We start from the raw sequence: 20,793 nt of genomic DNA, 5'->3' as shown, positions 1-20,793 counted from the left end.
GCGGACACCCAGCCTAGTGTTTCGTGCAGCGGTTTCGAAGGGGGATCGCCTCAGTAACCGAGGCCCTTCTTGCTGTCGTAGATCTTCTGCGGATCGTCGGCTGCGGTATAGAGCTTGGACTCGGTCTGGATCCATTTCGGCGGAACCGTGCCCTTGCCCTTGAAGGCTGCGACGGCATCGAGCGCCGGGCCCGCCATGTTCGGCGTCAGTTCCACCGTGGCATTGGCTTCGCCGGCAACCATCGCCTTGAAGATATCGGGGACCGCGTCGATCGAGACAGTGAGGATGTCTTTGCCGGGCTTGAGACCGGCTTCCTTCATCGCCTGGATCGCGCCGACCATCATGTCGTCGTTGTGCGCGTAGACGGCGCAGAGGTTCTTGCCGCCGCCCTCGGCCTTGATGAAGCTTTCCATCACCTCCTTGCCCTTGGCGCGGGTGAAGTCGCCGGTCTGGCTGCGCACCACCTTCAGATTCGCGTGCTTGGCGATCGCGGTGTCGAAGCCTTTCTTGCGGTTGGTGGCGACGCTGGCGCCGACCGTGCCCTGCAGCTCGACGATGTTGCAGGCCTTGGCCCCGACTGTCTTGGCCAGCCAGTCACCGGCGACCTCGCCTTCATGCACGCTGTCGGAGGTGACGGCGGTGAGATAGAGCTCCTTGCCGGAGGGGTCGATATCGCGGTCGAGCAGCACGACAGGGATCTTGGCTTCCTTGGCCTCCTTCAGCACCGAGTCCCAGCCGGTCGAGACCACGGGCGCGAGGAAGATCGCATCGACGTTCTGCGCAATGAAGGAGCGGATCGCCTTGATCTGGTTCTCCTGCTTCTGCTGCGCGTCTGCGATCTTGAGATTGACCTTGCGCTTGCTGGCCTCCTGCTTGGAGACCGACGTCTCGGCCGCGCGCCAGCCGGACTCCGATCCGATCTGCGAGAAGCCGACGGTGAGCTCGGCGGCATTTGCCGGCAGCGCGAGCAGCAAGGCGGCCGTGGCGCTGGCCGCAAAGAGGGCTTTGAGGATCATCAGGCGAGTCTCCCAAGATGTTATCCGGGGCGCCGATTGGTAGCATGACACCCACAGGCCGGCCCTTGAGGCGGCGGGAGGGACTATTTCACGGAAGATAAGTTCCGACTAGTCATATTATTTGACTATTTGGAGGAAAAACGCGCCGAGCGGTGGCAAGCGGTTTTAAGACACGCCCGGCGCGATCTTGTTCCAGCGATGCAACGGGAAGATGAGGGAGATTCTAGGGGCCAGACGCGGACACCGTCATGGCCGGGCTTGTCCCGGCCATCCACGCCTCACCTCGCATGACAGAGAACGTGGATGACCCGGCCTTCGCCTCGCCGAAGCGGCTTCGGCTGCGCAGGCGGGACAACCCCGGGCATGACGGCCTCGTAGACGTTCGCGTGGGAGGTCAGAGCCAGACGTGAAGCGTTAGATCAGCTTTCGCTGCGCCAGGTTCTTCATCAGCGCACCGATGCCGAAGGTCCAGGGCTCGCACTCGTCGCTGGTGCGCATGCGGTTGACGAGCTTGCCGAGCTGGGGCGCTGCGATCGTGACAATGTCGTCGCGCTTGTGGGTGAACCCCTGCCCTGGCGCGTCGCGATCCTTGACCGGCGCGAACATCGTGCCGAGGAACAGCACGAAGCCATCGGGATATTGATGCACCTTGCCGATGGTCTGCTCGACCAGATCGGTGGGATCACGGCTGATCTTGCTGATCGAGGAATGGCCATCGAGAACGAAGCCGTCCGCTCCTTTCACGTTCAGGCTGATGTCGAGCTTGCGCGCGTCGTCGAGCGTAAAGCTGTCGTCGAACAGGCGCAGCAGCGGTCCGATCGCACATGAGGCGTTGTTGTCCTTGGCCTTCGACAGCAACAGCGCCGAACGGCCCTCGAAGTCGCGCAGATTGACGTCGTTGCCGAGCGCGCCGCCGACGATCTTGCCGCGGCTCGACACGAACAGCACGAGCTCCGGCTCCGGGTTGTTCCAGGTCGATTTCGGATGCAGGCCGGCATCCATGCCGGTGCCGACCGAGGACAGCGTCGGCGCCTTGGTGAAGACCTCCGCATCGGGGCCGATGCCGACCTCGAGATATTGGCTCCAGGCGTTCTGATCGATCAGCACCTGCTTCAAATGCATCGCCTGGTCGGAACCTGGCTTGAGCTTGGAGAGATCATCGCCGATCAGCCGCGTCACTTCCTTGCGGATCGCTTCGGCCGAGGCGGGATTGCCCTTTGCGCGCTCCTCGATCACCCGCTCCAGCATCGAGATGGCAAAGGTGACGCCGGCAGCCTTCAGCGTCTGCAGGTCCACGGGCGCAAGCAGCCAGGGCTTTTGGCGATCGCGCTGGTCCGGCGCAGTGTTGGCCACGATGGCGTCGAGATCGCCGATCCGCTCGCCCTTGGTCAGGCCAAGGGCCTTGGCCGGGTTGTCCTCTTCGCAGAGCGCGCTGATGGTCGGAAATCTTGCGGTGACGTCGAACACGCCGTCGCCACGGACGGCGACCACGGCCGGACCGTTCGCCTGCGGCAGCCAGACGCGGCCGGCGAGTGTGCCGCGTGTTCCGTCCTCGGGGAGAAGGTCTTTCACCGACAATGTCGTCATGGCCGCGCCCTCGTTGTTTCTCGGATCAGCCGCAGCCGATCACATTGGCGAAGACCAATAAACGTCTGGCGGGGGAAGTCCAGAGAGCGCGGCCCTCACTTGAACCAATGCACCAAGGCGATGCTGATTCCGAGCAGCAGCATCAGGGACAGCGTCACCGCGGCCGTCACCCGCCCGCCAACATTGGCAAGCACGCGCACGTCGACGCCGAGTCCGAGGGCCGCCATCGACACCACGGTGAGAAAGCTCGTGATCTTGGTCACCGGACCAACCACCGTCCCCGGCACGATTTCGAGGGAACGCAAGGTCGCCAGCGCCAGAAAGCCGAGGATGAACCAGGGCACGAGGCGGAAGAAGCTGACATTGGTCTTCTTGGCATCGCTCTGCCAGCGTGACGCCGCGAGCGACAGGCCGACGACGACCGGCCCGAGCATCAGCACACGCATCAGCTTCACGAGCGTGCCGATCTGCGTCGAGACGAGCCCGGCCGGGACCGTCGCGGCCAGTACCTGCGGCACCGCATAAACCGTGAGGCCGGCGAGGATGCCGTATTGCGTGGCAGACAATTGCAACAGCGGAATCAGCAGCGGCAGGCCGAGCACCATCATCACGCCGAGGATCGCGGTGAAGGAGATCGAGGATGCGATCTCGTCATTGGTGGCGCCGATGATCGGGGCCACCGCGGCGATCGCCGAATTGCCGCAGATCGAGTTGCCGCAGGCAATCAGGATCGACAGCCGCGTCGACAGGCCCAGCATCCGGCTGAGACCGAAGGAGACGCACAGCGCAATCACCACGACGGCTGCGATCGACGCCAGCAGCGCGACGCCGGAAGCCGCGATGGCGGCGAAGCTGATCGAGGCCCCCAGCAGCATGACGGCGACTTCGAGAAGCTGTTTTGCGCTGAAGGCAATGCCGGCCTGCCAGCGCGGCGCGGGTTTCCAGAAGCTGCGCAGGGCCATCCCGAGCAGGATCGCCATCACCAGCGCCTCGACATAGGGATGCTCGAAGACGCCGAGCTCCGCCCTTTCGAGCAGGGCCGAGACGCCGGCGACGGCGATACAGAGGAGGATGCCTGGAATCAGCCCGAAAATACGGCTCGCGGCGGTGGCCGGCTTGGCATCGGCCGGGCTGGATGCTTGATTCTGCGACACAAATCTCTCCCAAGGGAGAAAGATTTATACGCAGCGCCGGCTCAATGGGGAATAAGTTTTCGACATATCAGGGCCGAGAGAAGTTCTGTCCTCGACCCGGAATAACAAGCCTCAGAAGATCAGGCTCTTGGCCAGCGAGGCCACCCGGCTGAACCCGTCATAGACGCCTGGTTCGAAGAATGCCGCACGCGCGAGCACGATTCCGGCCACAAGCGACCAGAACAGCCCGGTGCCGACCCGCAGCAGCAGCTTCGACGCGCGCGACTTCGGCTGGGCATCCGTTGCGGACATCAATTGCTCGCCGAAGGGCTCAAATCCAGTGCGTTCCATGACCGTCAATCCATCAACTTCTGATGGGAATGTCGTCGTTTCCCGCTCAAACGGCAATGGAAGCGATTGGCGTTTTTGCTCCTGCCCAAGGAAACTCCTTCCGCCGGAATGACCCCAGACAACAGTTTTCTTCTTCTCGACTATTCGGACACCGCCCGCCAGGCTCAGAGGGCCAGATAACGCCGGCGGATCGCCTCATTGGCTTTCAGCTCGTCGATTCCGGCGGCGTAGACGATCTGGCCCTTGTCGATGATGGTGGCGTGGCTCGCGAGCCCCAGGCAGAAATGCATGTTCTGCTCGGCAATCAGCACGGTCGATCCGATGCCTCGGAGCTGCCGCAACAACTCGCCGATCCGCTGCACTATGATCGGCGCGAGCCCCTCGCTCGGCTCGTCCAGCAGCAGCAGCGCGGGGTTACCCATCAGCGTGCGCGCGATCGCCAGCATCTGCTGCTCGCCGCCCGAGAGACGCCCGGCGATGCGATGGCGCAGCGGCTCCAGCAGCGGGAAGACCTCGTAGATGCGCTTGATCGGCCATTCGTCCTGGCCCTCCGGTCCCTTCTTGCGGCCAATGACCAGATTGTCCTCGACGCTGTGCTCCGGAAAGATCTGGCGGTCCTCCGGCACGAAGCCGAGACCGGCGCGCGCGATATGATGCGGCTTCCGGCCGGAGATCAGAGCACCACGCAGGCTCACTTTACCCCGCCGCGGCGGCGCCAGCCCCATGATCGCCTTCATGGTGGTGGACTTGCCGGCGCCGTTGCGGCCCAGCAGCGCCATGGTCTCGCCCTGCCGCACCGAGAGGCTGACGCCGAACAGGATCTGGCTGGTGCCGTAATAGACGTCGAGATCGGCGACCTCGATGACGACAGCATTCATGCAGCCGCCCCCGCATGCTCAGTACCCAGATAAGCCTCGATCACAGCGCTGTTGTTGCGGATCTCGTCGGGCGTACCGGTTGCCAGAATACGGCCATAGCAGAGCACGACGATTTTGGGCGCGATCTTGAACACGATGTCCATGTCGTGCTCGATGAAGACGACGGTGATCTTTTGCGTCTCCCAGAGCTCGCGCACCTTGTCGATCATGCGCCAGCGCTCTTCAGGTCCCATGCCGGCGGTCGGCTCGTCCAGCAACAAAACTTTCGGCTCGAGCACCAGCGCCAGCGCTATGTCGAGGAGCTTCTGATCGCCGTGCGAGAGCGTTGCGGCGGTGCGATTGCGCTTTCCCGCGAGTCCTAGCAGCTCCATCACGTGCTCGGCGCGATCACGCGTCTCGGGCAACGGAAAGCGCCTGTGCAGCACCGTGGAGGAGCGCTGGTCGGCGCTGACGGCGGCGAGCATGGTCTCCTGCACCGTCAGCGATTTGAAGATGCTGGCGACCTGGAAAGCACGGCCGATGCCGTGACGGACGATCTCGGGCGGCGAGCGGCCGGCGAGATCGACGCCGTCGAGCAGCACCTGGCCGGTGTCAGGCTTCAACGCGCCGGTGATCAGGTTGAAGAAGGTACTCTTGCCGGCGCCGTTCGGACCGATCACCGCGGTGAGCGAGCCGTCCGGAAATTCGAGCGAGACGTCGTTGGTCGCCTTCACGCCACCGAAGGACTTTGCGAGGTTGCGGATCTCGAGCATCCCTAGCGCTCCTCGCCTGCGTCGCGCCGCTGCGAAAACCATTCGGCGACGAAGTCCAGCAGGCCTTTGCGCAGGCCCAGCGCGAAGAACAGGATGACGATTCCAAGCACGATGCCATGGTACTCGGTGAACCGCGTTACGGTGTCGTTGAGCAGCAAGAGCAGCACTGTGCCGACCATCGGCCCGAGGAAGGTCGAGACGCCGCCGAGCATGTTGATGAAGATGGCTTCGCCCGAGATCGTCCAGTAAGCGAATTCCGGATAGGCGCCGGAGACGAACAGCGCCATCACCATGCCGCCCATCGCCGCGAACACCGCCGCCAGCACGAACACGGTGAGTTTGGTGCGCCAGACGTCGATGCCGAGGAAGCTCGCGCGCGCGGCGTTGTCGCGAATCATTCGCAGGGTGTAGCCGAACGGCGATTGCGCGATCTGGCGCATCGCGAGCAGGCCGAGGATCAGCAACGCGCAGCTCGCAACGTAGAGATGTACGTGGTTGGCGAGATTGATCCCGAGGAATGCGGGACGCGGAATGCCGCCGCGCAGGCCCTGGTCGCCGCCGGTGAAAGAGGCCCAGGACAAAATGGTCGAATGGATCAGCATCTGGAAGGCGAGCGTTACGAAGGCGAAATAGATCTCCTTCAGCCGCACGCAGATCGCGCCGATCACGGCCGCGATCAGCGCCGTGATCGCCAGCGTCGCCACGAACGCGACGGGAATCGGCACGGCCAGCTTCTGCATGATCAGGCCGAAGCTGTAGGCGCCAAGGCCAAAGAACATGCCATGGCCGAACGAGGTCAGGCCGGTATAGCCGACGAGCAGGTTGAGCGAAGTCGCGAACAGGCCGTAAGCCGAGCAGCGGATGACGAAATCGAGCAGCGCCTTGCTGCCCGTGAACAGCGGCAGGCTCGCCAGCACGGCAAAAGCGATCAGCGCGATAAGGATGTCGCGATAGCGCCCAAGCGCGGCGCCGCCGTGCACAGGCGCCAGCGTCCCGGCGCGTCCGGCCTCGAGCTCGGTCATGCCGCCTCCTTGCCGAACAGGCCGGTGGGTTTTGAGACCAGCACGATCACCATGAACAGATACATCAGGCCTTCCGTGAACAGGGGAAAGCCGAGCGACCCATAGGACCTGATCAGGCCGAGCAGCAACGCGCCGATCAGGGCACCCAGGATCGAGCCCATTCCGCCGATCACGGTGACGATGAAGGATTCGATCAGCACCGAAAATCCCATCCCCGGGGTCAGCGAGCGCACCGGCGCGGCGAGCGCACCCGCGAGCCCCGCCAGCATGCCGCCGAGCGCGAACACGCCGCCATAGATCAGGCCGGTGTTGATGCCGAGCGCGGACACCATGCCTGGATTCTGCGCGGCGGCACGGATCACCTTGCCGATGCGGCTGCGCGACAGCCCGATGCCGAGCACGATCGCTGCGACCAGCGCGACGCCGATCAGCAGCAGATAATAAGGCGGCACCACGCCGCCGGCGATGAACAGCGGCATCACCTGGAATGCGGACGGCATGCCCATCGACTTGAATTCCGGGCCCCAGATCAGGCGCACGACATCGTCGAAGATCAGCACAAAGGCATAGCAGACGAGGAGCTGCATCAATACGTCGGCGCCATAGACGCGGCTCATGAAGACGCGCTCGAAGATCAGGCCGAGAATGGCCGTGCCGGCCGCGCCTGCCAGCATCGCGAGGGCGAAACTGCCGGTGAACTGATAGGCGGTCATCGCGAAATAGGCACCGAACATGTAGAAGGCGCCGTGGCTGAAATTGACCACTTTGAGCACGCCGAAAATCAACGTCAGCCCGACCGCGACCAGGAACAGCAGCATGCCGATGATCAGCCCGCTGGTGGTTTGCGTCACCAGGCAGGCGGAGCTGGAGAGGCAACCGGCAAGCGCGTCGAGATCCACGGGAGCACTTTCATTGCGGCGCGCCTGACGGGGCGCGGAAAACGAGATGGCGGAGACGGTCGCCCGTCTCCGCTGCGCATCGGATCAGGTGTAACCCTTGCTCTTCTTCCACTCGGCCTCGAGCTCGAAGATCGTCTTCCAGTCGCCGGCCTTGACCTCGGGGACATACGGCTCCTGCGGAATCGTAGTGCCCCAGCCGATGGCGTAGCCGACCAGCGTGTGATCGTCGCCGCGCATCGTCACGGTGCCGTCGGCGCCGAACGGGCACTTGATGGTGAGGCCCTTCAACGTCTCCGCGATCTTCTTGCCATCCGCCGAGTTCGCCTTCTTGGCGGCCTCGGCGAGGAACATCACGGCGGTCGCGTTCTGCCACGACCAGTTGGTCGGATACTCGTTGTACTTCGCCTTGTAGGCATCGCCCCAGGCCGCGTTCTCCGGCGTGGTCGGAAAGGTCTTGATGTAACGGTTGCCGGAGTGGATGCCCTTGGGCAGGTTCTTCACCACGGTGAGCGCGGTGTAGTCGGCCATGTTGACCGCGAACACCTCCATCTGGCTGAACATCGCGTAGATGTTGGCCTGGTCGATATAGGAGGTGAGATCGCCGCCCCACAGGCAGGAATAAAGCGCCTGCGGCTTGGCTTGCAGGATCTTGGTCACCACCTCGGTGTAGTCGGGTTGGAACAGTTTCGGCCAGGACTCGCTGATGATCTCCACATCAGGGGCGAAACGCTTCAAATACAGCGTGAACTCGCCGGTGGTGTCGCGGCCATAGGCATAATCGGGCGAACAGGTCGCCCATTTCTTCAGGCCCTTGGTCTTGGCGATCGCGGCGGCGTAGCTGCCGCCGACGATGGAATCGTGGATGCCCTGGCGCACGCAGCGGAACGCGTTCGGGATGTGCTGCTTCGGATCGGCCGTCAGCGAGGACGCTTCCGAGCAGGTGTGGATGCAGAGCACGCCGAGATCGCGCGCGACCTCATGCACAGCGAACGATCCGGAGGACGCCTCACCGTCGAGCAGCAATTCGCAGCCGTCGGTGTTGACGAGCTCGCGTGCGACACGCGCGGCTTCCTGCGGCTGGCCCTTGGAGTCGCGGATCACCATCTCGATCTGCCGGCCGGCAAGGCCGCCGGCAGCGTTGACCTTGTCGACCTCGAGCATCACCGCATTGCGCGAGGACGTGCCGAGCTGCGCCACGCGGCCTGACAGGATCGTCGGCATGCCGATCTTGATGGTCTTGGCTTGCGCACGCGCCACCCAGGGCGCGGCAACACTCATCGCACCGGCGCCCATCAGCGCCAGCGTTGAACGGCGGCTGATGCCCGGCGTGCGGGTCCTCGTCATTCTTCCCTCCCTCTGTCGGGTCGGCGTTTCCAAATCCCTGTCGGAGATCGTGTCGTCTCCGTGTTCTCAAGGATTTCAGAGGGCGGGGGGTGACGTCAAGCCAAAGATGAATTACGAGTCAGAATTCATCAAGGGGGAAGCAAGGCCGGTAACCGGCCCAAGATCGGCAAAATGATCAATCTTTCGAGCTTCATCGCCTTTCACGCCCGGCGCACGCCGGACCGACCCGCGCTGAAATACCGCGGCGAGGAGATTTCCTACGCGGCGTTCGATGCGCGTGTCCGGACGGTGGCAGGCTGGCTCGCCGCGCAAGGCATCGGCGCCGGCGATGTCGTGGCGGTGCTGATGAAGAACAGCGCCGCGTTCCTGGAGCTCGTCTTCGCCACCAGCCATCTCGGCGCGGTGTTCCTGCCGATCAACTTCCGCCTCTCCCGCGACGAGGTCGGCTACATCGCTGGCAATGCCGGCGCGCGGCTGTTGATTGCCGATGAAGAACTCGCCGCCAATGCAGCGGGTGCGAAGACCCTCGTTCTGAACGAAGCCGCACAGCAGAGCGCTACGCATCTTGCAGGCGATGCGCCGCCCGCACCGATGCATCACCGCGCGCCAGCCGACCTGATGCGGCTGATGTATACCTCGGGCACAACCGACCGCCCCAAGGGAGTGATGCTTACATACGACAATTTCTACTGGAAGTCCGCCGACCAGACGATCGCGCTCGGCCTCAGCGCCGAGACGCGCCTTCTCGTCGTCGGCCCGCTCTATCACGTCGGCGCGCTCGACCTGCCCGGCATCGCCGTGCTCTGGCATGGCGGCTTCATCCGCATCGAACGCAATTTCGAGCCGGAGACCGCGCTTGCGGCGATTGCCGAGGACAAGCTCAACGCCGCCTGGTTCGCACCCGTCATGACCAGTGCGATGCTCACCTGCCCGACGCGTGATCGCTACGACGTCTCCAGCCTGCAATGGGCGATCGGCGGCGGCGAGAAGACGCCGGAGCTGCGCATCCGCGCCTTCTCCGACCATTTCCACAATGCGCGCTACATCGATGCCTATGGCCTCACCGAGACCGTCGGCGGCGACACCTTCATGGAGGCCGGTCGCGAGATCGAGAAGATCGGCTCGACAGGGCGCGCTATCGCCCATGTCGAGATCGAGATCCGCGACGAGGACGGCAATACGTTGCCGGCCAACGTCAACGGCGAGATCTGCCTGCGGGGACCGAAGATCACGCGCGGCTACTGGAAGGATCCGGACAAGACGGCCGCCGCCTTCTTCGGCGACTGGTTCCGCAGCGGCGACGTCGGCTATCTCGACGACGACGGCTTCCTGTACCTCACCGACCGCAAGAAGGACATGATCATCTCCGGCGGCGAGAACATCGCCTCCTCCGAGGTCGAACGCGTCATCTACGATTTGCCCGAGGTGCGCGAGGTCGCGGTGATCGGCCTGCGCGACGCACGCTGGGGCGAACGGCCGGTCGCGATCGTCGTGCTGATCGAGGGCGCCAGGCTCGAGCTCCCTGCCCTCACCGAGCATTGTCGCGCCCGGCTCGCGAGCTTCAAGGTGCCGAAACAGCTGATCATCCGCGACGGCCTGCCGCGCAACCCATCCGGAAAGATTCTCAAGCGCGTGCTGCGCGCCGAGCTGGAGAGGTCTGAATGACGCAAGTGAATGCGAAGGTAACAAAACTCAACCGCGTCGAGCGCAACGCCTGGACCAAGCAGAAGATCTTCGAGGCCGCCACCAAGGTCGTCGGCAAGCATGGCTATGCCGAAGCCTCCGTCGCCCGCATCACCGAGCAGGCCGGCGTCGCGCAAGGCACCTTCTACAATCATTTCGAGAACCGCCAGGAGCTGCTCGATCAGTTGCTGCCGAAGATCGGCCTCGACATGGTCGGTTTCATCCGCGCCCGCACGGGCACCGCGGACGCGGCGCGGCAGGAGATTTCACGCTTCTCCGCGTTCTTCGACTTCATCCGCGAGGTGCCGGAGTTCTTGCGCATCCTCAACGAGGCCGAGTTCTTCGCACCGATCGGTTACCAGAAGCATCTCGACAACATCTCGGTCGCCTATGTCCGCATTTTGCGTCGCGCGCGAGGCGCAGGCGCGATCGAGGATTACAGCGACGACGAGTTCGAGGCGATCGTCCACATGCTGATGGGCGCGCGCGGCTATCTCAGCCGCCGCTACTCCTATTCGGCCGACGGCGTCACCGCCGTGCCCGAGCACGTCATCTCCGCCTATCGCAAGCTGATGACGCGCGGGCTCTTCACCACGTCCGGAGACCAGGACACGCCATGAATATCGAAGCTCCGCACAGGCCGCTCGACCTTGCCTCGACCATCGCAGAAGGCGACATCCGCTGCCTCCTGATGGTGCTGGTGCACATGACTGGCGATGAGAAATGGCTCGCGCCGCCGTACTTGCCCAAGCGCGACATCCGCCTGATCCCCGATCCCGAGGCCGGCGTGCCGCATGAAATCCAGGACGAGATTCGCGCCGCTGTCGTCAAACTCTTTGCCGATGGCACGCCGAAGCCCGTCATCGCCGATCCCGGCGAAGAGCTGCTACTGACGATGATGCGCGCCTGCCTCGGCGAGAACGTCGCGCCGGAATATGCCCCGCTGATGCGCGAGGAGATGGGCTTTGTGGCGCGCGAGCCGCGTTGGACCAAGCAGCCGTCGAACGACAAGCTCGCCGAGCAGCACGTTCTGATCGTCGGTGCCGGCGTTTGCGCCATCGCGCTCGGCGTCGCGCTCGGCCATCTCGGCATTCCCTACACCATCGTCGAGAAGAACGCCGAACTCGGCGGCACCTGGTGGATCAACCGCTATCCCGGCTGCGGCGTCGATACGCCAAACCACTCCTATTCCTATTCGTTCGGCTCGGGGAATGCATGGACCCGCTATTTCTGCCAGCGCGAGGAGTTGCTCGGCTATCTCCAGAAGGTCGCGGAAGAGTACGGCATCCGCAAGCATCTGCGCGTCAACACCGAGCTGACCTCGTCGCGCTGGGACGAAAGCAAGCGGCGCTGGATCTCGACGCTCAAAACCAGCAACGGTGAAGAAACCTTCGAATCCACCGCATTGGTCTCGGCCATCGGCCAGCTCAACGACCCCTCGCGCGCCCGGTTCAAAGGCGAGGACGAGTTCAAGGGAACGATCCTGCATTCGGCGCTGTGGTCCGATGACATCGACATCGACGGCAAGCATGTCGCCGTGATCGGCACCGGCGCGACCTCGATGCAGCTGGTGCCGTCGATCGCGGACCGCGTCGCCTCGGTCACGGTCTATCAGCGCAGCGCGCAATGGGCGCGGCCTGTGAAGGGCTATGCCGATCCGATCAGCGAGGGCGCGCGCTGGCTGCTGGCGCACCTTCCGTTCTATGTGCAGTGGTACCGCTTCAACATGTTCTGGCGCTATGGCGACGGCCTCTTGCCATTTCTGCGCAAGGACCCGGCCTGGCCGCATCCCGAGCGCGCCGTCAACAAGGGCAACGACCGGCACCGCCAGGAGCTGACCGATTTCATCCTGTCGGAACTGCAGGGCCGGCCGGACCTGATCGAGAAATGCATGCCGACCTATCCGCCCTACGGCAAGCGCATTTTGCTCGACAACAACTGGTTCAAGACCTTGAGGCGACCGAACGTGGGCCTCGTCACCGACGCGATCGATCATTTCGACGAGACCGGCATCGTCACCGCCGACGGCCAGCACCGTCCCGCCGAAATCATCGTGGTCGCCACCGGCTTCAAGGTGACGGAGATGGCGGCGCGCCTCAACATCAGCGGACGCGACGGCAAGGATCTGCGCCAGGCCTGGGCCAACGACAATCCGACGGCGTTCCTCGGCCTCACCGTGCCCGACTTCCCCAACTTCTTCTGCATGCTCGGCCCGAACTCCGGCCCCGCGCATGGCGGCAGCGTCATCTTCCAGTCGGAATGCCAGAGCCGCTACATCTCGGCGTGTCTCGCCGAGATGATCGAGCAAGACGTCGCAGCGATCGATGTCCGCCCGGACGTGCTCGACGATTACGTCCGCAAGGTCGATGCCGAGCACGAGACCATGATCTGGACCCATCCAGGCATGAGCACCTACTACCGCAACGCGAGCGGACGCGTGTTTTCGGCCATGCCCTGGCGGTTCGTGGATTACTGGCGCATGACCCATGACCCGGATCTGGGGCAGTACCGGCTGACGAGAGCATAGAGGAACTCGCCGTGCCGAAGCCACTTATACGCGTCTATACCGACTACAAGAGCCCCTACGCTTTCGTCGCCAACAAGCGCCTGTTCGAGCTCGAAGACACGCACGGTGTCGAACTCGAATGGCTGCCCTACACGCTGCGCGTCGCCGAGTTCATGGGCACAGTCGAGGAGCGCACGCCGCATTTCTGGCGCAAGGTTCGCTACGCCTATATGGACGCTCGGCGCTTCGCCAATGCGCAGGGCCTCGTCATGAAAGGACCGCGGCGCATCTACGACGCCTTCTATTCAAGCGTGGGCATGCTGTTCGCCCAACACCACGGCTTCTTCCGGCCCTATCACGACATGGTATTTCGCAAATTCTGGAGTCATGAGCTGGAGATCGACGACCTCGCCGCGATCGCGGATATCATCGCATCGTGCGGCGGCTCGTCCGTCAAGTTCGAGGCCTATGTCAACGGCTCCGCACGCGCCGAGCACGATCGCATCATTGATGAGGCCGAGGCACTCGGCGTGTTCGGCGTTCCCACCATGGTGTTCAACGGCGAGTTGTTCTGGGGCGGCGACCGCATCGACATGCTGATCGCACGCATCGAGCGGCCCGAGACCATCGAAACCGCTCTTGGCAGCCGGCACCGCAAGCCGGTAGAGCCGCCTTTACGCGGCCAACCCACTCCCCATCGGCGCAAGCTCCAGCCCAAGGCTCTCCGAGCCAAGCGCTGATCTCGCTATCCGGCCGGAAGAATCGGTCTGGAACCAAGCGCCGCGTCATCCGTTGGGCGCTATCGGCCAGCGGTGGCAGCGCATTCGTGCGTCACTCCCACAATTTGCCCAGCCCGGCCCTTCCGCAAGGAAATAGAATATGGCCGACACGACGATCCCCGAACGTATTCCGATCAACCTCGTCGTCAATGGCGAAAGGCGCACGCTCGAAATCGTGCCGTGGACCACGCTCCTCGATGCGCTGCGTGACCGTCTGGAGCTGTCCGGCACCAAGAAAGGCTGCGATCACGGCCAATGCGGCGCCTGTACCGTGCTGGTCGACGGAAGACGGGTCAATTCCTGCCTGACCCTCGCGGTCATGAAGGATGGCGCCGAGATCACGACGATCGAAGGCTTGGCCAGGGACGGCACGTTGCATCCCCTGCAGCAGGCCTTCATCGACCACGATGCCTTTCAGTGCGGCTATTGCACGCCGGGACAGATTTGCTCGGCCGCCGGCCTGCTGGCCGAAGGTCATGCGCGAGATGCCGACGAGATCCGGGAGCTCATGAGCGGAAACCTCTGCCGCTGTGGCGCTTATCCCAACATCGTGGCTGCGATCGAGCAGGCAATGAGCCGGTCATGAACAATTTCGATTATTCCCGCGCAAGCGACGTTGCCGACGCCATTCGCCTGCTCACCGCCGATCCCGGCGCGAAGCTGATTGCCGGCGGCACCAACCTGATCGATCTGATGAAGGAGAATGTCGAACGGCCCTCGCGGCTCATCGACATCTCCCGCCTTCCGCTCCGCGACATCAGGGAGACCGCCGGCGGCGGTCTGCGCATCGGCGCCCTGGTGCCGAATTCGGACCTCGCCTACCACCCCTTGATCGAGCAGCGCTACCCCCTCCTCGCCAGCGCCATCCTGGCCGGCGCCTCCGCGCAACTGCGCAACATGGCCTCGGTCGGCGGCAATCTGATGCAACGAACGCGCTGCTCCTACTTTTATGACACGGCCACACCTTGCAACAAGCGGAGCCCTGGCACAGGCTGCTCGGCGCTCGATGGCCTCAACCGGAACCATGCGATCCTCGGCACCAGCAAGTCCTGCATTGCGACCAACCCATCCGACATGAGCGTGGCGCTGGCCGCGCTCGGCGCGCTGGTCCACATCGCAGGCCCCTCGGGTCAGCGCACCATCGCGTTGACGGATTTCCACCGGCTCCCGGACGACAAGCCTCATCTCGATACGAATATCGGCAGCGGCGAGATCATTACGGCAATTGAGCTGCCGCCGCACGGCTTTGCCCGGAATTTCAGCTATCTGAAAATCCGCGACCGTCTGTCCTACGCCTTTGCCTTGGTCTCGGTTGCAGCCGCCCTCGAGCTGGAGGGCAACGCGATCAACGAAGCGCGCCTGGCACTCGGCGGCGTGGCTCACAAGCCCTGGCGAAGCCTCGAGGCCGAAGCAGCATTGCGGGGCAAGGCGGCTACACCGGACCATTTCGGATACGCCGCCGATCTGCTGCTGCAGGGGGCGACTGCCCGTTCCCAGAACGAATTCAAGATCGAGCTGGCCCGTCGCGCCATCGTGCGAACGCTGATGCAGGCCGCGAGTGCCAGGCCGCAATCACAAGCTCACAAGAAGATCGCATGAGGGCCGGATGAACGCCTATGTCGGAACACCAACCTCGCGCGTCGACGGCCGGGCCAAGGTCACCGGAGCCGCGAAGTACGCCGGCGAATTCAGCGCCAACGGCTTGGTCCATGGCTTCGTGGTGGAGGCCACCATACCGCGCGGTCGCATCGTGCGCATCGACACTCACGAGGCGCTGAAAGTCGCCGGGGTTCTCGACGTGCTCACGCACGCCAATCGTCCTCCCCTCGCGGACAAGGACGAAGCCTGGAAGGACGAAGTGGCTCCGGAGGGCTCGCCGTTCCGGCCGCTCTATGACGACATGATCAAGTTCAACGGACAGCCGATTGCGCTCGTCCTTGCCGAGGAATGGGAAACCGCGAAGTTCGCCGCTACGCTCGTGCGGATCGACTACGAGCAGCTTGAGTTCGTGACCGACCTCGAGGCCGAACGTGGCAGTGCCAACGAGATGGACAAGCCGCACAAGCCGCGCGGCGACGCCAAGGCAGCGCTTGCCGTCGCCGGCTTGCGCCACGAAGCGGATTACCTCGTTCCGACCGAGCATCACAATCCGATGGAGCTCTATTCGACGACGACGGTCTGGGAGGACGGCAAGCTCACGGTCTACGACAAGACGCAAGGCGTTCAGAACGTGCAGAAGTATCTCTGCAGCGTGTTCGGCAAGAAGCCCGAGGAGATTCGCGTACTTTCGCCCTATGTCGGTGGCGCCTTCGGTTCCGGCCTGCGGCCGCAGTACCAGGTCGTGCTGGCCACGATGGCCACGCTCGCGCTCAAGCGTTCGGTTCGCGTCGTGCTGACGCGGCAGCAGATGTACGGCCTGGGCTATCGCCCCATGACCATCGAACGCGTTGCGCTCGGGGCAAGGCCGGATGGCACGCTTGATGCCATCACCCACGAAGCTATCGCAATGACCTCACGCTACGAAGATTTTTCGCGCAACGACACGGGCTGGGCCGAGCAGCTCTACAAGAGCCCGAACACCCACTTTGCCCACAAGCTGGTCGATCTCGACGTTTCGACGCCCTGCGATATGCGGGCACCGGGCGCAGCATCGGGCGTCTGTGCGCTCGAATGCGCCATGGACGAATTGGCGGTCGCGCTCAAGCTGGATCCGATCGAGCTGCGGCTGAAGTGCTACTCGGATCGCGACCAGAGCGAAGACCTGCCCTACACCAGCAAGCAGCTGCGCGAATGCTACGCCCGCGGCGCCGAAGCCTTCGGCTGGAGCCGCCGTGATCCCGCACCGCGCTCCAGGCGCGACGGCAAGGAACTCGTCGGCTGGGGCATGGCCACAGGAGTGTGGGAAGCACTGCAGATGCCTGTTGCCGCCCGTATCGTGCTGACGGCCAACGGCCATGCCGAGGTCTCCTGCGCCGCGTCCGATATTGGCACTGGCACCTATACCATCGTGGCGCAGGTCGCGGCGGATACCCTAGGCCTGCCGATTGAGAGCATCAGCGTCAGGCTCGCCGACTCGACCTTGCCGCAAGCTCCCGTCGAAGGTGGCTCCTGGATGGCGGCATCCAGCGCGCACGCCGTGTTGGCAGCAGCCGAAGACATTCGCCAGGAGCTCGCGCGGCTTGCGAAGGCGATGCCGGATTCTCCGCTGGCTGACATCGAGATGCACAATGTCACCTTGGCCAACGGCATGATCGCGAGCAATGGCAAGAACGCGGCTGCTGTCTCTATTGCCGACGTTATGCGCCACGGCAAGATCGAGCGGATCGAAAAGGAGAAGCTGAACGAGTTCGCCGAGGACAAATCGCACGCCCGCAATACGCATTCGGCGGTTTTCGCCGAAGTGAAGGTCGACGAGGAGCTCGGCGTGATCCGCGTGACGCGGGTCGTGAGCGCGGTTGCTGCCGGCCGCATCCTGAACACGAAGACCGGCCGCAGCCAGATCATGGGCAGCGTGGTCTGGGGGATCGGAATGGCGCTTCACGAGGAAACGCAGATCGATCACCGCTTCGGCCGTATCATGAACGCGAACATCGCCGAGTACCACATTCCCGTGAATGCTGACATTCACGACATCAATGTCATTTTCGTCGACGAACCGGACGAGCGGATCAACAAGCTTGGTATCAAGGGGCTCGGAGAGATTGGCATCGTCGGCGTGCCTGCAGCGATTGCGAATGCAGTCTATCATGCCACCGGCAAGCGCATCCGGCGCTTCCCGATCACGCTGGACAAGCTGTTGGAGTGAAGCGGCAGTCCAATCTTGCCGCGGCACTCGAGGCCTGTCATCCAGGTGTCATCGATTGTGCACAGAGCTGTATCTTCTGCACATTCGGGACAGATCATGGATTATTTCAAGCGCTTCAACTTCTTGTTCGCCGCACCCGCATTCGATGCCGATGACCTCGAGGGCATTCGCTTCAACCAGATCATCGAGGAGATCCAGCGCTCCGGTTTCGAGGTGGTCCGGGCCCGCAAGCTGGAAGACGCCGAGATGGCAGTGCAGACCGATGCCGCAATCGGCTGCATGGTGGTGGACTGGGGCAAGAAGGGACTGGAAGGCAAGACTTCGGCGCTGATCAATCTGATGCGGCGCCGCGGCCTCGACTTCCCGATCATCCTCCTGATCCGGCGCAAGCGCTTCGAGGATCTGCCGGTCGAGGTGCTCGACTTCATCGACGGCTATGTCTTCCTCTCAGAGGAAACCCCGCCCTTCATCGCCAAGAATCTGATCAGCCGGCTCAAGCAATATGCCGAGACGCTGAAGACGCCGTTCTTCGGCGCCCTCGTCGACTATGCCGAGGAGGGAAATCAGCTCTGGACCTGCCCGGGTCATAACGGCGGCGTGTTCTACAACCGCAGCCCAATCGGCCGGGTCTTCGTCGAGCATCTCGGCGAATCCGTGTTCCGCGACGACCTCGACAATTCCGTGCTCGATCTCGGCGACCTCCTCACCCATGAGGGCCCCGCGCTCAAGGCGCAGAAGGAAGCAGCAGCGATTTTCGGCGCGGAGAAGACCTATTTCGTGCTCAACGGCACCTCGACCTCGAACAAGGTCGCGCTCGGCGCCCTCGTCACCGACGGCGACCTCGTGCTGTTCGACCGCAACAATCACAAGGCCGCCCATCACGGCGCCCTGATGATCAACGGCGGCGTTCCGGTTTACGTGCCGACCATCCGCAATTCCTGGGGCCTGATCGGCCCGATGCGATGGGACGTGCTCGACGAGAAAGCGCTGCGCGAGGCTATCCGCAACCACCCGCTGGTCACGGACAAGGAGGCCTGGCGCAAGGAGCGGCCGTTCCGCGTCGCCGTCGTCGAACAGTGCACCTATGACGGTACGATCCACAGCGCCGAGATGATCCTGAAGCGCATCGGCCATCTCTGCGAATACATCCTGTTCGACGAGGCCTGGGCCGGATTCATGAAATTTCACCCGCTCTATGCCGGCCGCTTCGCCATGGGGCTGACGAACCTCCCCCCGGAAGCACCGGGCATCATCGCGACGCAGTCGACCCACAAACAGCTTGCGAGCTTTTCGCAGGCCTCGCAGATCCACATCAAGGACCGCCACATCCGCGGCCAGAAGCGGCGCGTCGAGCACCGACGCTTCAACGAAAGCTTCATGCAGCACGCCTCCACGTCACCGTTCTATCCGCTGTTCGCCTCGCTCGACGTCGGCGCCCAGATGATGAAGGGCCGCTCCGGCGAAGTGCTGTGGGACGACACGATCCGCCTCGGCATCGAGTTGCGCAAGAAGATCCGCGCGATGCGCCGGGAGTTCGAGGAGAAGGAGCAGAACCCGGACCGGCGCTGGTTCTTCGAACCCTTCGTTCCCGACCGCGTCGCCATTCCCGATGTCGGCCGCCCCGGTGCCGCGCACAACGTCGCCTGGGAAACCCTCTCCACCGATGAGCTCGCCACCAATGCCGCGCTGTGGCAGCTCTCGCCCGATGCGAACTGGCATGGCTTTCCCGACCTCACGGAAGGTTTTGCCATGACCGATCCGAACAAGCTGACGCTGCTGACGCCCGGCTTCGACCGCACCACCGGTGCCTATGCCGAGCACGGCATCCCCGCACCGGTCGTCGCGCAATATCTGCGCGAGAACCGCATCGTCCCCGAGAAGAACGACCTCAACTCCCTGCTCTTCCTGCTCACCCCCGGCGTCGAAGCCAGCAAGGCCGGCACGTTGATCTCCGGCCTCGTCGCGTTCAAGAGGCTGCACGACGACAACGCACTGCTGGCCGACGCCATCCCGGAATTTTACCAGCGGCGGCAGGCCCGCTACGCCGGCGCGCGCTTGCGCGATCTCTGCGGCGAGATGCATCGCTTCTTCCGCGCGGCCGATGTCAGCACTCTCCAGGCGCGACAGTTCATGCCGGAGCACATGCCGGAAATTGCGATGTCGCCGCGCGATGCCGCGCGCTATCTGTTCAAGAACGATGTCGACTACCTCCCGATCGAGGCGATCGCGGGCCGCATCGCCACCACACCCTTCGTGGTCTATCCCCCCGGCATCGCCACTATCGTGCCCGGCGAGCGGCTGACGGAACGGGCGAAGCCCATGGTCGATTATCTCAAGATGTTCGAAGCATGTTTCAACAATTTTCCGGGCTTCGATGTGGAAATCCAGGGCGTCTACAAGGAGATCGATGCCCAGGGGCGCATCGGGCTCTATACTTACGTCGTCGCCGAGTAGGTGCCGATGAACGAAACAGTTGCGCGCGCAAGTGACGAACAGGTTTGGGTCCGCCCCTCGCGCGAGAGTGATGTCGAGGCGATGCTGGCGATCTACCGCCATCACGTCCGCAATGGCGTGGCGCGCGAGGTCGAAGGAACCGGCGCGCCCGAGCCGGACGATCTGCGCGACCGGCGCAAGAACCTCAAGCAGACCCGCCTGCCGCATCTGGTCGCAACCTTTCGCGGCGAAGTGGTCGGCTATGCCTACGCGGTGCTGTTCCGCAAGCGTCCGGCCTATCGTTACACGGCCAAGCATTCGATCTACGTCCACCACGAGCAGCTCGGCCGTGGGGTCGGACGGCTGCTGCTGCAGGAATTGATCGATGCTTGTGCGGCTGCCGGCTTCCGCCAGATGATCGGCTATATCGATGCCGACAACGCGCCGTCACTGGCGCTGCACGAGCGGTTCGGCTTCGCGCGCGCCGGCCTGCTCTGCGGCGTGGCCTATCGCCATGGCCGCTGGTCCGACACCGTCATGGTGCAGCGATCGCTGGGCGCGGGGACCACGGCGCCCCCGCCCGTCGCGGGGCCGGGCCGCTAGGC

At 63.7% G+C, this 20,793-nt stretch carries 18 protein-coding genes; 9 read left to right on the top strand and 9 right to left on the bottom strand.

Translation table 11 applies throughout. From position 1 onward, the window contains the following. Positions 1-50: 50 nt before the first annotated feature. From ytfQ to IVB24_RS17180, 9 genes are all read right to left on the bottom strand, one after another. Positions 51-1,016: a galactofuranose ABC transporter, galactofuranose-binding protein YtfQ gene (gene ytfQ / locus IVB24_RS17220; protein ID WP_094975020.1), complete on the bottom strand. Its 966-nt coding sequence runs from the start codon at positions 1,014-1,016 to the stop codon at positions 51-53. Between the two features lie 414 nt (positions 1,017-1,430). Beyond that, on the bottom strand, positions 1,431-2,603 hold the full coding sequence (locus IVB24_RS17215; protein ID WP_094975021.1) for a fumarylacetoacetate hydrolase family protein: 1,173 nt from the start codon (positions 2,601-2,603) through the stop codon (positions 1,431-1,433). Between the two features lie 95 nt (positions 2,604-2,698). Continuing rightward, positions 2,699-3,757 (bottom strand): putative sulfate exporter family transporter, encoded by a 1,059-nt coding sequence (locus IVB24_RS17210; RefSeq protein ID WP_247773854.1) that lies wholly within the window; start codon positions 3,755-3,757, stop codon positions 2,699-2,701. A gap of 111 nt (positions 3,758-3,868) precedes the next feature. Next, entirely contained in the window at positions 3,869-4,087 is a 219-nt protein-coding gene (locus IVB24_RS17205) for a hypothetical protein (RefSeq protein WP_247773852.1), read from the bottom strand. Positions 4,088-4,251: 164 nt separating this feature from the next. Beyond that, on the bottom strand, positions 4,252-4,965 hold the full coding sequence (locus tag IVB24_RS17200; RefSeq protein ID WP_094975024.1) for an ABC transporter ATP-binding protein: 714 nt from the start codon (positions 4,963-4,965) through the stop codon (positions 4,252-4,254). Beyond that, positions 4,962-5,717, bottom strand: a complete 756-nt coding sequence (locus tag IVB24_RS17195) for an ABC transporter ATP-binding protein (protein ID WP_140478214.1) — start codon at positions 5,715-5,717, stop codon at positions 4,962-4,964. Before IVB24_RS17195 ends, IVB24_RS17200 begins: the two co-directional genes overlap by 4 nt. A 2-nt stretch (positions 5,718-5,719) precedes the next feature. Continuing rightward, positions 5,720-6,739 (bottom strand): branched-chain amino acid ABC transporter permease, encoded by a 1,020-nt coding sequence (locus IVB24_RS17190; RefSeq protein ID WP_094975026.1) that lies wholly within the window; start codon positions 6,737-6,739, stop codon positions 5,720-5,722. Further along, the gene (locus IVB24_RS17185) at positions 6,736-7,638 is read right to left on the bottom strand and encodes a branched-chain amino acid ABC transporter permease (RefSeq protein WP_094975027.1); all 903 of its coding nucleotides are present in this window, start codon (positions 7,636-7,638) and stop codon (positions 6,736-6,738) included. The genes IVB24_RS17190 and IVB24_RS17185 overlap by 4 nt, the downstream gene beginning before the upstream one ends. 84 nt (positions 7,639-7,722) lie before the next feature. After that, on the bottom strand, positions 7,723-8,982 hold the full coding sequence (locus IVB24_RS17180; RefSeq protein ID WP_094975028.1) for an ABC transporter substrate-binding protein: 1,260 nt from the start codon (positions 8,980-8,982) through the stop codon (positions 7,723-7,725). A gap of 171 nt (positions 8,983-9,153) precedes the next feature. Between IVB24_RS17180 and IVB24_RS17175 the strand changes: the two genes are divergently transcribed. The 9 genes from IVB24_RS17175 (at position 9,154) to IVB24_RS17135 (ending at position 20,791) form a co-directional block, all read left to right on the top strand. Next, on the top strand, positions 9,154-10,647 hold the full coding sequence (locus tag IVB24_RS17175) for an AMP-binding protein (RefSeq protein ID WP_247773850.1): 1,494 nt from the start codon (positions 9,154-9,156) through the stop codon (positions 10,645-10,647). Continuing rightward, on the top strand, positions 10,644-11,285 hold the full coding sequence (locus tag IVB24_RS17170) for a TetR/AcrR family transcriptional regulator (protein ID WP_140478210.1): 642 nt from the start codon (positions 10,644-10,646) through the stop codon (positions 11,283-11,285). Before IVB24_RS17175 ends, IVB24_RS17170 begins: the two co-directional genes overlap by 4 nt. Continuing rightward, positions 11,282-13,192, top strand: coding sequence for an NAD(P)/FAD-dependent oxidoreductase (locus tag IVB24_RS17165; RefSeq protein WP_247773848.1), 1,911 nt, complete (start codon positions 11,282-11,284; stop codon positions 13,190-13,192). Before IVB24_RS17170 ends, IVB24_RS17165 begins: the two co-directional genes overlap by 4 nt. 11 nt (positions 13,193-13,203) lie before the next feature. Continuing rightward, a complete protein-coding gene (locus tag IVB24_RS17160) occupies positions 13,204-13,911 on the top strand; it encodes a DsbA family protein (protein ID WP_247773847.1) in 708 nt (235 codons plus the stop codon). Between the two features lie 139 nt (positions 13,912-14,050). Continuing rightward, complete coding sequence (locus IVB24_RS17155; RefSeq protein ID WP_094975034.1) at positions 14,051-14,536, top strand: (2Fe-2S)-binding protein; 486 nt, start codon at positions 14,051-14,053, stop codon at positions 14,534-14,536. Further along, entirely contained in the window at positions 14,533-15,549 is a 1,017-nt protein-coding gene (locus tag IVB24_RS17150) for a xanthine dehydrogenase family protein subunit M (protein ID WP_247773846.1), read from the top strand. The genes IVB24_RS17155 and IVB24_RS17150 overlap by 4 nt, the downstream gene beginning before the upstream one ends. A gap of 7 nt (positions 15,550-15,556) precedes the next feature. Next, positions 15,557-17,755, top strand: coding sequence for a xanthine dehydrogenase family protein molybdopterin-binding subunit (locus tag IVB24_RS17145; RefSeq protein WP_247773845.1), 2,199 nt, complete (start codon positions 15,557-15,559; stop codon positions 17,753-17,755). A 96-nt stretch (positions 17,756-17,851) separates the two neighbouring features. Then, positions 17,852-20,209: an Orn/Lys/Arg decarboxylase N-terminal domain-containing protein gene (locus IVB24_RS17140; protein ID WP_247773844.1), complete on the top strand. Its 2,358-nt coding sequence runs from the start codon at positions 17,852-17,854 to the stop codon at positions 20,207-20,209. 6 nt (positions 20,210-20,215) lie between these two features. Next, a complete protein-coding gene (locus tag IVB24_RS17135) occupies positions 20,216-20,791 on the top strand; it encodes a GNAT family N-acetyltransferase (protein WP_247773843.1) in 576 nt (191 codons plus the stop codon). Positions 20,792-20,793: the final 2 nt, after the last annotated feature.

Source organism: Bradyrhizobium sp. 192 (assembly GCF_023100965.1).
GTDB lineage: Bacteria > Pseudomonadota > Alphaproteobacteria > Rhizobiales > Xanthobacteraceae > Bradyrhizobium > Bradyrhizobium symbiodeficiens.
The sequence above is the reverse complement of the archived record's forward strand: the minus strand, read 5'-3'. Positions and strand labels throughout refer to the sequence as shown.

What these genes read in the sequence shown, in the direction of transcription:
- ytfQ (WP_094975020.1), bottom strand. Translation starts at nt 1,016, where the DNA reads ATGATCCTCAAAGCCCTCTTTGCGGCCAGCGCCACGGCCGCCTTGCTG.
- IVB24_RS17215 (WP_094975021.1), bottom strand. Translation starts at nt 2,603, where the DNA reads ATGACGACATTGTCGGTGAAAGACCTTCTCCCCGAGGACGGAACACGC.
- IVB24_RS17205 (WP_247773852.1), bottom strand. Translation starts at nt 4,087, where the DNA reads ATGGAACGCACTGGATTTGAGCCCTTCGGCGAGCAATTGATGTCCGCA.
- IVB24_RS17200 (WP_094975024.1), bottom strand. Translation starts at nt 4,965, where the DNA reads ATGAATGCTGTCGTCATCGAGGTCGCCGATCTCGACGTCTATTACGGC.
- IVB24_RS17195 (WP_140478214.1), bottom strand. Translation starts at nt 5,717, where the DNA reads ATGCTCGAGATCCGCAACCTCGCAAAGTCCTTCGGTGGCGTGAAGGCG.
- IVB24_RS17190 (WP_094975026.1), bottom strand. Translation starts at nt 6,739, where the DNA reads ATGACCGAGCTCGAGGCCGGACGCGCCGGGACGCTGGCGCCTGTGCAC.
- IVB24_RS17180 (WP_094975028.1), bottom strand. Translation starts at nt 8,982, where the DNA reads ATGACGAGGACCCGCACGCCGGGCATCAGCCGCCGTTCAACGCTGGCG.
- IVB24_RS17175 (WP_247773850.1), top strand. Translation starts at nt 9,154, where the DNA reads ATGATCAATCTTTCGAGCTTCATCGCCTTTCACGCCCGGCGCACGCCG.
- IVB24_RS17170 (WP_140478210.1), top strand. Translation starts at nt 10,644, where the DNA reads ATGACGCAAGTGAATGCGAAGGTAACAAAACTCAACCGCGTCGAGCGC.
- IVB24_RS17165 (WP_247773848.1), top strand. Translation starts at nt 11,282, where the DNA reads ATGAATATCGAAGCTCCGCACAGGCCGCTCGACCTTGCCTCGACCATC.
- IVB24_RS17155 (WP_094975034.1), top strand. Translation starts at nt 14,051, where the DNA reads ATGGCCGACACGACGATCCCCGAACGTATTCCGATCAACCTCGTCGTC.
- IVB24_RS17150 (WP_247773846.1), top strand. Translation starts at nt 14,533, where the DNA reads ATGAACAATTTCGATTATTCCCGCGCAAGCGACGTTGCCGACGCCATT.
- IVB24_RS17145 (WP_247773845.1), top strand. Translation starts at nt 15,557, where the DNA reads ATGAACGCCTATGTCGGAACACCAACCTCGCGCGTCGACGGCCGGGCC.
- IVB24_RS17140 (WP_247773844.1), top strand. Translation starts at nt 17,852, where the DNA reads ATGGATTATTTCAAGCGCTTCAACTTCTTGTTCGCCGCACCCGCATTC.
- IVB24_RS17135 (WP_247773843.1), top strand. Translation starts at nt 20,216, where the DNA reads ATGAACGAAACAGTTGCGCGCGCAAGTGACGAACAGGTTTGGGTCCGC.